At 70.2% G+C, this 11,609-nt stretch carries 15 protein-coding genes; 12 read left to right on the top strand and 3 right to left on the bottom strand.

The window, feature by feature from the left end:
• The first annotated feature begins 43 nt into the window (after nt 1–43).
• Genes BX286_RS16310 through BX286_RS16290 form a run of 5 tightly spaced genes read left to right on the top strand, consistent with a single transcriptional unit; the run spans nt 44 to nt 4,771 of the window.
• Nucleotides 44–673, top strand: a complete 630-nt coding sequence (locus BX286_RS16310) for a TlpA disulfide reductase family protein (RefSeq protein ID WP_079427854.1) — start codon at nt 44–46, stop codon at nt 671–673.
• Nucleotides 674–677: 4 nt separating this feature from the next.
• The gene (locus BX286_RS16305) at nt 678–1,454 is read left to right on the top strand and encodes a cytochrome c biogenesis CcdA family protein (protein ID WP_079427852.1); all 777 of its coding nucleotides are present in this window, start codon (nt 678–680) and stop codon (nt 1,452–1,454) included.
• Between the two features lie 14 nt (nt 1,455–1,468).
• Nucleotides 1,469–3,169: a cytochrome c biogenesis protein ResB gene (locus tag BX286_RS16300; RefSeq protein WP_079427850.1), complete on the top strand. Its 1,701-nt coding sequence runs from the start codon at nt 1,469–1,471 to the stop codon at nt 3,167–3,169.
• Nucleotides 3,166–4,254, top strand: coding sequence for a c-type cytochrome biogenesis protein CcsB (gene ccsB / locus BX286_RS16295; protein ID WP_079427848.1), 1,089 nt, complete (start codon nt 3,166–3,168; stop codon nt 4,252–4,254). The genes BX286_RS16300 and ccsB overlap by 4 nt, the downstream gene beginning before the upstream one ends.
• A 25-nt stretch (nt 4,255–4,279) precedes the next feature.
• On the top strand, nt 4,280–4,771 hold the full coding sequence (locus BX286_RS16290) for an SRPBCC domain-containing protein (protein ID WP_121015305.1): 492 nt from the start codon (nt 4,280–4,282) through the stop codon (nt 4,769–4,771).
• On the opposite strand, the gene BX286_RS16285 is transcribed toward BX286_RS16290, so the two are convergent.
• The gene (locus BX286_RS16285; protein ID WP_079427844.1) at nt 4,768–5,106 is read right to left on the bottom strand and encodes a PLDc N-terminal domain-containing protein; all 339 of its coding nucleotides are present in this window, start codon (nt 5,104–5,106) and stop codon (nt 4,768–4,770) included. The genes BX286_RS16290 and BX286_RS16285 overlap by 4 nt on opposite strands.
• Before the next feature lie 90 nt (nt 5,107–5,196).
• On the opposite strand from BX286_RS16285, the gene BX286_RS16280 reads away from it, so the two are divergent.
• From BX286_RS16280 to BX286_RS16265, 4 genes are read left to right on the top strand one after another with little or no spacing between them, the layout of a single operon-like run.
• Nucleotides 5,197–6,654: a menaquinone biosynthesis decarboxylase gene (locus BX286_RS16280; RefSeq protein ID WP_079427842.1), complete on the top strand. Its 1,458-nt coding sequence runs from the start codon at nt 5,197–5,199 to the stop codon at nt 6,652–6,654.
• A complete protein-coding gene (locus tag BX286_RS16275; RefSeq protein WP_311736934.1) occupies nt 6,651–7,121 on the top strand; it encodes a hypothetical protein in 471 nt (156 codons plus the stop codon). Before BX286_RS16280 ends, BX286_RS16275 begins: the two co-directional genes overlap by 4 nt.
• Nucleotides 7,121–8,041 carry a menaquinone biosynthesis prenyltransferase MqnP gene (gene mqnP / locus BX286_RS16270; RefSeq protein WP_079427840.1) on the top strand — a complete coding sequence of 307 codons (921 nt, stop codon included), beginning with the start codon at nt 7,121–7,123 and terminating at the stop codon, nt 8,039–8,041. The genes BX286_RS16275 and mqnP overlap by 1 nt, the downstream gene beginning before the upstream one ends.
• A gap of 56 nt (nt 8,042–8,097) precedes the next feature.
• Nucleotides 8,098–8,277 (top strand): hypothetical protein, encoded by a 180-nt coding sequence (locus BX286_RS16265; protein WP_100863470.1) that lies wholly within the window; start codon nt 8,098–8,100, stop codon nt 8,275–8,277.
• A 1-nt stretch (nt 8,278) separates the two neighbouring features.
• On the opposite strand, the gene BX286_RS16260 is transcribed toward BX286_RS16265, so the two are convergent.
• Nucleotides 8,279–8,872 (bottom strand): rhomboid family intramembrane serine protease, encoded by a 594-nt coding sequence (locus tag BX286_RS16260; protein ID WP_079427838.1) that lies wholly within the window; start codon nt 8,870–8,872, stop codon nt 8,279–8,281.
• Nucleotides 8,873–8,979: 107 nt separating this feature from the next.
• Here BX286_RS16260 and BX286_RS16255 point away from each other — a divergent pair, with 107 nt between their 5' ends.
• Nucleotides 8,980–9,651: a UbiX family flavin prenyltransferase gene (locus tag BX286_RS16255; RefSeq protein WP_079427837.1), complete on the top strand. Its 672-nt coding sequence runs from the start codon at nt 8,980–8,982 to the stop codon at nt 9,649–9,651.
• On the opposite strand, the gene BX286_RS37450 is transcribed toward BX286_RS16255, so the two are convergent.
• Nucleotides 9,648–9,782: a hypothetical protein gene (locus tag BX286_RS37450; RefSeq protein WP_257790361.1), complete on the bottom strand. Its 135-nt coding sequence runs from the start codon at nt 9,780–9,782 to the stop codon at nt 9,648–9,650. The genes BX286_RS16255 and BX286_RS37450 overlap by 4 nt on opposite strands.
• Nucleotides 9,783–9,903: 121 nt before the next feature.
• Here BX286_RS37450 and BX286_RS16250 point away from each other — a divergent pair, with 121 nt between their 5' ends.
• Nucleotides 9,904–10,359, top strand: a complete 456-nt coding sequence (locus BX286_RS16250) for an Lrp/AsnC family transcriptional regulator (protein ID WP_042811055.1) — start codon at nt 9,904–9,906, stop codon at nt 10,357–10,359.
• Nucleotides 10,360–10,419: 60 nt separating this feature from the next.
• Complete coding sequence (gene mqnE, locus BX286_RS16245) at nt 10,420–11,583, top strand: aminofutalosine synthase MqnE (RefSeq protein ID WP_079427835.1); 1,164 nt, start codon at nt 10,420–10,422, stop codon at nt 11,581–11,583.
• Nucleotides 11,584–11,609 lie beyond the last annotated feature (26 nt).

Below are 11,609 nucleotides of genomic sequence, written 5' to 3'. Positions count from 1 at the left end.
GGGGTGCGGAAGATCCGCAAATCGCTCATGCGAAACTTTTCACATGAGCCTTAGCCGCGCCCCCCGCCGCCGCCGCTCGACCAGCGGCCGCGCCATCCTGCTGACCGCGGTGGCCCTGGCGAGCGCCCTGACCCTGACGGCGTGCAGCGACGGCGGCAGCCCGTCGGCCGGGTCCGCCGGCGGCAACTACGTGACAGGTCCCAGCGGTATCTCCACCGTCGCCAAGGGCGAGCGGGCCGAGGCACCGAAGCTGGACGGTCCGACCGTCGACGGCAAGACCCTGGACACCACCACCCTCAAGGGCAAGGTCGTCGTCCTCAACGTCTGGGGCTCCTGGTGCCCGCCCTGCCGGGCGGAGGCCCCGTACTTCGCGAAGGTGTCCAAGGAGCTGGGCGACGCCGGCAAGGACGTGGCGTTCGTCGGGATCAACACCCGCGACAACAGCACGCAGAACGCGGCCGCCTTCGAGCAGAACTTCGGGATCACCTACCCGAGCCTGTACGACCCGGACGGCAAGCTGATGCTGCGCTTCCCCAAGGGCACCCTGAACGCGCAGTCGATCCCGTCCACGATCGTCCTCGACAAGCAGGGCAGGATCGCGGCCCGGACGCTGGTCGCGGTCAACGAGGAGCAGCTGCGTTCGATGATCGACCCGCTCCTCGCGGAGCAGTGACCTCGTGGTCGAGCACCTCCTCGCCGCCGACGCGACCGGCGTGAACACGACCGTCCTGTCCGGCGGGCTGCTGATCGCGCTGCCGATCGCCCTGCTCGCGGGGCTGGTCTCCTTCTTCTCCCCCTGCGTCCTGCCGCTGGTCCCCGGCTACCTGTCCTACGTGACGGGCGTCAGCGGCGCCGACCTCGCCGAGGCGCGCCGCGGCCGGATGGTGGCCGGCGCGAGCCTGTTCATCCTCGGGTTCACCGCGGTGTTCGTCTCCACCGGCATGCTGTTCGGGCAGGTCGGGAACGTCCTGCAGGGCGAGAACAAGGAGACCATCACCCGGGTCATGGGCGTCCTGGTGATCCTGCTCGGCCTGTTCTTCATGGGCTGGATCCCGGGCCTGACGATGCGCGAGTTCCGCTTCCACAAGAAGCCGACGGCCGGTCTGCTCGGCGCCCCGGTGCTCGGTGTCCTCTTCGGGATCGGCTGGACGCCCTGCATGGGGCCGACCCTCGCCGCCGTGGGAACCCTGTCCATCAACGAGGCGACCGCCGGGCGGGGCGCCCTGCTGACCGCCGTCTACTGCTTCGGCCTCGGGGTGCCGTTCATCCTCGCCGCGGTCGCCTTCCGCAAGGCGCTGGGTGCGTTCGGGTGGGTCAAGAAGCACTACGCGTGGGTGATGCGCGTCGGTGGCGGCATGCTGATCGTGACCGGTCTGCTGCTCGTCACAGGAATGTGGTTCAGCATCGTCAACGAGATGCAGAGCTGGACCAACGGCTTCACGGTGGGGATCTGAGGGACTACACGCACATGAGTACGACCGACAAGGCGCCCGCCGAGGCGCCGAACGAGGACGAGGCCGCCCGCGCGCAGCTGTCCACGGCCCCCGTCGAGGACGGCCCCGCCGGCCCCGTCGGCATCGGGGTCATCGGCTGGGCCCGCTGGTTCTGGCGGCAGCTGACCTCCATGCGGGTGGCGCTGATCCTGCTGTTCCTGCTGTCCCTCGGGTCCATCCCCGGCTCCCTCATCCCGCAGACCCAGGTCGACGCGATGAAGGTCGCGGAGTGGAAGAAGACCCACGAGTTCTGGGTCCCGGTCGCCGAGAAGCTCCAGCTCTTCGACGTCTACAGCTCGGTGTGGTTCTCCGCGATCTACATCCTGCTGTTCGTGTCGCTGATCGGCTGCATCGTCCCGCGCACCTGGCAGTTCACCGGCCAGCTCACCGGCCGCCCGCCGGCTGCGCCGCGCCGTCTGGACCGGCTGCCGGCGTACGCGACCTGGCGCACGGACAAGGACCCGGAGGAGGTCCTCGCGTCCGCGAAGGGGCTGCTCGGCGGGCGCCGCTTCCGTACCGAGGTCTCCGGTGGCGCCGTCGCCGCCGAGAAGGGCTATCTGCGCGAGGCCGGGAACCTGGCCTTCCACATCGCCCTGATCGTGATGCTCGTGGCCTTCGCCTGCGGGCAGCTGTTCAAGTCCGAGGGCGGCAAGCTCGTCCTGCGCGGCAAGGGCTTCTCGAACACGCTGACCCAGTACGACGACTTCAAGTCCGGCAGCCTCTTCTCCGCCGACGACCTCGTGCCGTTCTCGTTCACCCTGGACAAGTTCGACGCCAGCTACGAGAAGAGCGGCCCGCAGAAGGGCACCGCCCGCGACTTCAAGGCGTACGTCACCTACCGCGACGGCGCCGAGGGCACGCCGAAGAAGGCGGAGATCGAGGTCAACAAGCCGCTGGAGGTCGACGGCTCGAAGGTCTACCTCCTCGGCCACGGCTACGCCCCGGTCATCTCGGTCACCGACCCCACCGGCAAGGTGGTCTACCGCGACGCCGTCCCGATGCTGCCCTTCGACGGCAACCTCAGCTCCTCCGGCGCCGTGAAGGTCCCGGACGGCTACCACAACAAGAACGGCGACAAGGAACAGCTCGGCTTCAACGCCATGTTCGTGCCGACCTTCGCGGGCGCCGGCAAGGGCACGATGCTCTCCCAGTTCCCGGACCTGAACTTCCCCGTCCTCGCCCTCAGCGCCTACCACGGCAGCCTGGGCATGGACTCGGGCCTGCCGCAGAACGTGTACCAGCTGAACACCTCCAAGATGCAGGAGTTCAAGGACCCCGAGGGACAGCTGTTCAAGCAGCGGCTGCTCCCCGGCGAGACGATGACCCTCCCCGACGGCGCCGGCACGGTGAAGTTCGAGGGCATCGAGCGCTGGGCCACCTTCTCGGTCACCCACCAGCCCGCCTCCGGGCTGGCGCTCGGGGGAGCCGTGATCGCCATCGGCGGTCTGGCCGCGTCCCTGTTCGTCCAGCGCCGCCGGATCTGGGTCCGCGCGGTGCGCGGGGCGGACGGCGTGACCGTCGTCGAGATGGCGGGCCTGGGCCGCAGCGAGTCCGCGAAGCTCCCCGAGGAGCTTTCCGTGCTCTCCGCCGCCCTCTACGAGACGGCGCCGAGCCCGGTGGAAGCCGCGCCGGCGGAAGCCGACACCACAACAGAAGAAGAAGGGGAGCGCGCATGACGCTGCTCGCTGCGGCGACGAACGAGAGCCTCGCCGATCTCAGCAACAAGCTGGTCTACGCGTCGATGGCGGTCTACACGCTCGCCTTCTTCGCGCACATCACGGAGTGGGTGTTCGGCAGCCGCAGCAAGGTCGGCCGTACGGCCGCCGCGCTGACCCCGGCCGCCGCCGCGGCCGCAGGGGCGCCCGCCGTGCAGGTGCGGACCAAGGGCGGTGGCACGGCCGTCCTGGACAAGCCGAAGGTCGTCACCCGCGCCGCCACCGGCGTCCGTGACGTCCCGGACGGCCCCGGCGCGGCCGGCGGCACCGAGAAGGGCGACCTGTACGGGCGCATCGCGGTCTCCCTGACCGTCCTCGGCTTCCTCATCGAGGCCTCGGGCGTGGTCTCGCGGGCACTGTCGGTGGAGCGTGCCCCCTGGGGCAACATGTACGAGTTCAACCTGACCTTCTCCACGGTCGCGGTGGGCGCCTACCTGGCGCTGCTGGCGCTGAAGAAGAACGTCCGCTGGCTCGGCCTGATCCTGGTCACCTCGGTCCTGCTGGACCTGGGCATCGCCACCACCTGGCTGTACACCGCCAGCGACCAGCTGGTCCCGGCCCTGCACTCGTACTGGCTGTGGATCCACGTCTCCACCGCCATCTTCTGCGGCGCCGTCTTCTACATCGGTGCGGCCGGCGCGGTCCTCTACCTGTTCCGCGACGGCTACGAGAGCCACCTGGAGGCCGGGCGGACCCCGGGCCGCTTCCGCACCTCGGTGCTGGAGCGGATGCCGTCGGCGGCCTCCCTCGACAAGTTCTCGTACCGGATCAACGCGGCCGTCTTCCCCCTGTGGACCTTCACCATCGTCGCGGGCGCGATCTGGGCCGGCGACGCCTGGGGCCGCTACTGGGGCTGGGACCCCAAGGAGGTCTGGTCGTTCGTGACCTGGGTGGCGTACGCCTGCTACCTGCACGCACGGGCCACCGCCGGCTGGAAGGGCCGCAAGGCCGCGTACCTCGCGCTCTTCGCCTTCGCCTGCTGGATCTGGAACTACTACGGCGTGAACATCCTGCTCAGCGGCAAGCACTCCTACGCGGGCGTCTGACCCCGGTCGGTGGGACGCTGGTGGTATGTCTCCTGTGAGCCATGCCACCAGCGAGCCGCGCGGCCCCGACCGCTGGCTGCTGCGCTTCGAGCTGCACGTCCCGTACGCCTACGAGGCCCTGTGGCCCGTACTGACCACGGGTGACGGGCTGCGCACCTGGCTGGCGGCCGCCGACGTGCTGGAACGCCGTCTCGGCGGTGCCGTCACCCTGCGCTGGCTGAACACCGGCACCACGGTGTCGGGGGAGGTCACGGCCTGGGACACCGAGCGGGTCGTGGAGTACACGGTCTCCGAGCACGGCCGGATCCGCTTCCACCTGGAGCCCGTCGGCACCGACTCGACGGTGATCCGCTTCCTGAACGAGCGCGAGGGCAGCGACGCGGACCGCCTGGACTGCCTGGCCGGCTGGCACGACCACTTCGAGATGCTGGAGGCCGCCCTCGCCGGGCACCCGGCGGACTGGCCGTCGTGGACCGACGCCCGCTGGGCCGAGCTACGGGCCTCGTACGCCTCCTAGCCCTGGTCGTCCTTGTCCTTGTCCGTGTCCTTCTGCTCGTCCTTGCGCAGCGAGCGCAGGAACTCCGGGTTGTCGTCGGGCGCCACCCACTGCGTACGGCGCCCCCGGCCGCTCCCGCCGAAGCCGCCGCCGAAGGCGCCCGCGCCGCCGGCCGCCGCGCGCTTCTTGCCGGCGAGCAGCCACACCACCGGGCCGACGATCGAGAACAGCAGGATGATCAGCACCCACACCCCCTTGGGGAGGCTCTTGACCTCCTCCTCCGGGGTGTTCAGGCAGTCGATGAAGGCGTAGATGGTCAGCGCGATGATCAGCAGGAACGGCAGATAGCGCAGCACGGTGTGGGACCGACTCCCGGGCAGTGGCGGCGGGCCCGCACGGGGCCCCGGTGACGTCCCCAGGGTATTCGGTGACGGATACTGGGGCCCATGGCTTACGACGATCTCCGCTCGCTGCTCCGGGCCCTGGAGCGGGAGGGCGACCTCAAGCGCATCAAGGCCGAAGTCGACCCGTACCTGGAGGTCGGGGAGATCGTCGACAGAGTGAACAAGGCGGGCGGCCCGGCGCTGCTCTTCGAGAACGTCAAGGGCTCGGCGATGCCGCTGGCCATGAACGTCTTCGGCACGGACCGCCGGCTGCTGAAGGCCCTGGGCCTGAAGTCGTACGGCGAGATCAGCGAGAAGATCGGCGGCCTGCTCAAGCCCGAGCTGCCGCAGGGCTTCATCGGGGTCCGCGAGGCCTTCGGCAAGCTCGGCTCGATGGTGCACGTGCCGCCGAAGAAGGTGAAGGGCGAGTCCGCGCCCGTCCAGGAGGTCGTCCTCACCGGCGACGACGTGGACCTGGACGCCCTCCCGGCCCTGTTCACCTGGCCCAAGGACGGCGGCTCCTTCTTCAACCTGGGCCTGACCCACACCAAGCACCCCGAGACGGGCGTGCGCAACCTCGGCCTCTACCGGCTCCAGCGGCACGACAAGCGCACCATCGGCATGCACTGGCAGATCCACAAGGACAGCCGCAACCACTACGCCGTGGCCGCCGCGCGCGGCGAGCGGCTGCCGGTCGCGATCGCCTTCGGCTGCCCGCCGGCCGTCACCTACGCCTCGACCGCGCCGCTGCCGGGCGACATCGACGAGTACCTGTTCGCCGGGTTCGTGGCGGGCAAGCGGATCGAGATGGTCGACTGCAAGACCGTCCCGCTCCAGGTGCCGGCCAACGCCGAGGTCGTGATCGAGGGCTGGCTGGAGCCCGGGGAGATGCTCCCCGAAGGCCCCTTCGGCGACCACACCGGTTTCTACACCCCGCAGGAGCCGTTCCCCGCGCTGAAGATCGACTGCGTGACGATGCGCAAGCGTCCGCTGCTCCAGTCGATCGTGGTGGGCCGCCCGCCGACGGAGGACGGCCCGCTGGGCCGCGCGACGGAACGCTTCTTCCTGCCGCTGCTGAAGATCATCGTCCCGGACATCGTGGACTACCACCTGCCCGAGTCCGGCGGCTTCCACAACTGCGCGATCGTCTCGATCGACAAGAAGTACCCCAAGCACGCCCAGAAGGTCATGCACGCCATCTGGGGCGCGCACATGATGTCGCTGACCAAGCTGATCATCGTGGTGGACAAGGACTGCGACGTCCACGACCTGCACGAGGTGTCCTGGCGGGCCCTCGGCAACACCGACTACTCCCGCGACCTCACCGTGGTCGAGGGGCCGGTGGACCACCTGGACCACGCCTCGTACCAGCAGTTCTGGGGCGGCAAGGCGGGCATCGACGCGACCAAGAAGCTGCCGGAGGAGGGCTACACCCGCGACGGCGGCTGGCCCGACATGGTCGAGTCCGACCCGGCGACGGCGGCCCTGGTGGACCGCCGCTGGAAGGAGTACGGCCTGTGAGCACGGCGATGGGCGGCCCCGCCCTCTTCATCGGCACCGACACGACCTACGTGGCCCTCGTGCGCCCGCGCCTGGACCCGGCCGACCCGGAGGTCCGGCAGGCCGCGGAGCAGGCGGGCGTGAGCCCGGAGGAGTTCGCGGGGCCCGGCACGGTGTGGGCGCTGATGTGGGAGCAGGACGGGGTGGACGGCGGCGGCTTCGAGCTGCCGGGTCTGCGGGACGCGGAGGCGGAGGACTTCGCCGACCGGCTGCTGGCGGAACTGTCCTTCGAGACGGGGCCGTTCACCGTCGGCGCGGGCGAGGTGCTGCGCATCCAGGCCTACCCGGAGGGCGAGGGCTGCCGGTTCACGGCCGTCGTCACCCCGCCGGAGGGCGAGGAGCCCGGCCCGGTCACCCTGGAGATCCCGGAAGTGGACGCCGACGCGCTCCGCGCCGACCTCGCCGACTTCCGCGGGAGCCTCGCGTGATGGCCACCGCCGAAGGCGTGCTCGGCCCCGGACAGGCGCCGCAGCCGGCCGGCAAGGTCAAGGCGTTCCTGCGGCTGGTGATGATCGAGCACTCGGTCTTCGCGCTGCCGTTCGCGTACATCGCCGCGCTCACCGCCATGTTCCGCCTGGACGGGCGAATGCACTGGCGGGAGCTGCTGCTGGTCACCGTGTGCATGGTGGGCCTGCGGACCTTCGCGATGGCCGCGAACCGGATCATCGACCGCGAGCTCGACGCCCGCAACCCGCGCACGGCCGGGCGCGAGCTGGTCACCGGCGCGGTGTCGGTGCGGTCGGCCTGGACGGGCGCGGGGATAGCCCTCGTGGTCTTCCTGGGGGCCGCCGCCCTCCTCAACCCGCTGTGCCTGGCGCTGGCGCCGGTCGCGGTGGTCCCGATGGTGGTCTACCCGTACGGCAAGCGGTTCACGAACTTCCCGCAGGCCATCCTGGGCCTGGCCCAGGCGATGGGCCCGGTGGGCGCCTGGCTGGCGGTCACGGGGGAGTGGTCGTGGGAGGCCGTCGTCCTCGGTCTGGCGATCGGCGTGTGGATCGGCGGCTTCGACCTGATCTACGCCTGCCAGGACGTGGAGTCCGACCGCGCCGAGGGCGTCAAGTCGGTCCCGGCCCGCTTCGGCGTCCCGGGCGCCCTGTGGGGCGCCCGCGCCTGCCACGCCCTCACCACGGCCCTGCTGGCCTGGTACGCGCTCCTCACGGACGGCGGCGCGTTCCTGTGGCTGGGCCTGCTGATCGTCGCGGCGGCGTTCCTGTACGAGCACACGATCGTCAAGCCGCACGACTTGTCCCGGCTGAACCGGGCGTTCTTCACGGTCAACGGCCTGATCGGGATCTGCCTGTTCGTGGCGGCCCTCGCCGACCTCCTCACCCGAGGCTTCACGCTGTAGCCCGAAGGGGTGGAGGACGCCCGGACACGCCGCGGATCGTCCTTGTCCGGCTTGGCTTGAGGCACTGCTCCCGCGACCGCGGGGACGTCTGCACGACCCTCTGGAACCCGGGCCCCGACGGCTACCGGGGCCGGGACGTGATCCCGTACGGCGGGACGGTCGTCGTGGAGAGCGGTGTCGGCAAGCTCACGGTCGACACGTCCGGGCTGCCGGTGGACCCCGGCGCCGGGGCGTAGGTCACGGGCGGCGGTAGCAGAGGGCCGTCGCCACGCCCCCGGCCAGCCCGCAGAGGTGGGCCTGCCAGCTGATGAACGGGTCGAGGGGCAGGAGCCCCAGGAACATCGTGCCGCCGTAGTACGCGGCGACCACCACCCCCACCACGACGCCCAGGACCTTGCGTTCGACGAAGCCCCGCACCAGCAGGTAGCCGAAGAGGCCGTAGATCAGGCCGGAGGCGCCCACGGTGAGGCTGTGGGCGGGGGAGATCAGCCAGACGCCGAGCCCGTCGGCGGCGATGACCAGCAGGCAGACGGCCAGGAAGCGGCGGATGCCGCTGAGGGCGGTGACGAAGCCGAGGACCAGCAGCGGAAGGCTGTTGCCCGCGACGTGGCCGAAGCCGAAGTGGAGGAAGGGCGCCAGGGGTATGCCGGTGAGGCCGTCGGTCTCGCGCGGCTTTATGCCGTACGGGTCGAGGGCGTGGCCGGTGGCGTAGTCGACCGCCTCGATCAGCCACAGCAGGGCCACCCAGCCCAGCATCAGCTTGGCGGCCGCGAGCGCGCGGTCCTTCTGCGACCAGTCCGGAACGACCGTGCCCGTCGTGTTCGTACTCATGTGCCGTGCCCCCCGAGGCGTGTCGTGCGCGCTGCCGGTCCGGTCCGGGGAGCGCCCGGCACACCTTAACGAGTGTCCTCCCGGTGTGGCCGGATAGTCTCGGAGGTATGACTGAGCGCAAGCGCACCCCCTGGGTGGTGGGGGTTTCCGGGGCGTCCGGGACGCCGTACGCGGCCTCGGTGGTCCGAGGGCTGCTCGCGGCGGGCGAGGCGGTGGACCTGGTGGTCAGCCGGGCCTCGCGGCTGACCCTGCTGGACGAGACCGGGATCGCCTTCCGGGACGCGCACTGGCGCGACGACCTGGCCGAGTGGCTGGCGCGGGGCGCCGACGGCAAGCCGGGGACCTTCGCGGTGCCGGCGCTCGACGACGTGCGGTACTGGGCGGCCGGGGACCTGGCGGCCGGGCCGAGCTCGGGTTCGTACCCGGTCAAGGGGATGCTGATCGTCCCGGCGTCCACGGCCTGTGTGGCCGGCGTGGCGCTCGGACTGTCGAAGGACCTGCTCCAGCGGGTCGCGAGCGTGACGCTGAAGGAGCGGCGCAGGCTGGTGGTCGCGGTGCGGGAGACCCCGCTGAACGGGCAGACGCTCAGGCATCTGGTGGCGCTGGACGAGGCGGGCGCGATCGTGCTGCCCGCCTCTCCGGCGTTCTATGCGGGTGCGACGCACATCCAGGACCTCGTGGACTTCGTCGCCGGGCGGGTGCTCGACGCGGCGGGAGTGCCGCACGGTCTGTACCGCCGTTGGGAGGGGGAGCTTGGCAGCGCCCGCCCCCGTGACTAGCGCTTCTTGGCGCGGAGCGGCCTGCGGGTCCTGTCGTTGCGGTAGGCGGCTGCGGGCTGGTCGGTGCGGGATCGGTTGGCCAGCTCCTGGAGCTGTCGCATGTGCGCGTAGGCCATCTCGATCGTGTACACGGTGAACCACTCCTGAAGATCGTCATTGATCTGTTGAAAGATTCACAGGGTGTTGACCCTGTGTGCCTTTGATTCTATACCTAAACTTGCAGGATCGCCGAATAATGGAAGGCTCCACGTAATGGACACGGTGGACAGGCAGCTCATCCAGGCACTCCGGGAGAACGGTCGTGCCTCGTACGCGGAGCTGGGCCGTCTCGTGGGCCTCTCCGGCCCCAGCGTCACCGACCGGATCAACCGTCTGGAGACGGCCGGCGTCATCACCGGTTACCGCGCGACCGTCGCCGCCGCCGAGCTCGGCCTCGGCGTCACCGCGCTGATCGGCATCTCCCTCTCCGACGCCGCCGACCACGAGGACGTGGCCCGCCGGCTGCGCGACCTCGCCGAGATCGAGGACTGCTGGTTCATCGCCGGCGACGACTCCTTCATGCTCAAGGTCCGCGCCAGCGACGTCGACGGCCTGGAGAAGATCATCCGCAAGCTCTCCGGCACCAAGGGCGTCTCCCGCACCCGCACCACGATCGTCCTCTCCACCAAGTGGGAGAACCGGGTCGGCGAGCTGCCCGAGGACGCCTGAGAGTACGGTGGGTGGCGGTTGCACACAGGCTGGGACAGGAAAAGACAGGGAGACACCGGCATGGACGCTGGGCTCAAGCGCGAGCTGGAGGAGAAGGTCCGCTCCGGCGAGCGGCTGACGCGTGAGGACGGCATCGCCCTCTACGAGTCGGACGACCTGGCGTGGCTGGGCGGTCTCGCCCACGAGGTGCGCACCCGCAAGAACGGCGACGTGGTCCACTTCAACGTCAACCGCCACCTCAACATGACGAACGTGTGCACCGCCTCCTGCGCGTACTGCTCGTTCCAGCGCAAGCCGGGCGAGAAGGACGCGTACACGATGCGCATCGAGGAGGCCGTCCGCCTGGCCAAGGCCATGGAGAACGAGAACCTCACCGAGCTGCACATCGTCAACGGCCTGCACCCCTCCCTCCCGTGGCGCTACTACCCGCGCTCGCTCTCCGCCCTCAAGGAGGCGCTGCCGAACGTCTCGCTGAAGGCGTTCACGGCGACGGAGATCCACCACTTCGAGACCATCTCGGGCCTGTCGGCCTCCGAGATCCTCGACGAGCTGATCGAGGCGGGGCTGGAGTCCCTGACCGGCGGCGGCGCGGAGATCTTCGACTGGGAGGTGCGTCAGCACATCGTCGACCACCGCACCCACTGGGAGGACTGGTCGCGCATCCACCGCCTCGCGCACGAGAAGGGGCTCAAGACCCCGAGCACCATGCTCTACGGGCACATCGAGGAGCCGCGCCACCGCGTGGACCACGTGCTCCGCCTGCGCGAGCTCCAGGACGAGACCGGCGGCTTCCAGGTCTTCATCCCGCTGCGCTACCAGCACGACTTCGTGGACATGAAGGACGGCAAGGTCCGCAACAAGCTCCAGGCGCGCACGACGATGGCGACGGGCGCCGAGGCGCTCAAGACCTTCGCGGTCTCGCGCCTGCTGTTCGACAACGTGCCGCACGTCAAGGTGTTCTGGGTGATGCACGGCGTGCAGACCGCCCAGCTCGCGCTCCAGCACGGGGCGGACGACATGGACGGCTCGGTGGTCGAGTACAAGATCACGCACGACGCGGACAACTACGGCACCCCGAACAAGCTGACCCGCGACGACCTCCTCGAGCTGATCCGCGAGGCGGGTTTCCGCCCCGTCGAGCGCAACACGCGCTACGAGATCATCCGCGAGTACCCCGGCCCGGACGCCTCGCTGCGCGAGACCCCGCAGGCGATGCGCGTCTGACGCCCCGTCCGGCCCGTGCGCAGGCC

It is taken from the genome of Streptomyces sp. 3211.6 (genome assembly GCF_003634815.1).
Taxonomy (GTDB): domain Bacteria; phylum Actinomycetota; class Actinomycetes; order Streptomycetales; family Streptomycetaceae; genus Streptomyces; species Streptomyces katrae_A.
Note: the sequence above shows the minus strand (reverse complement) of the source record. Positions and strands in the feature narration are given on the sequence as shown.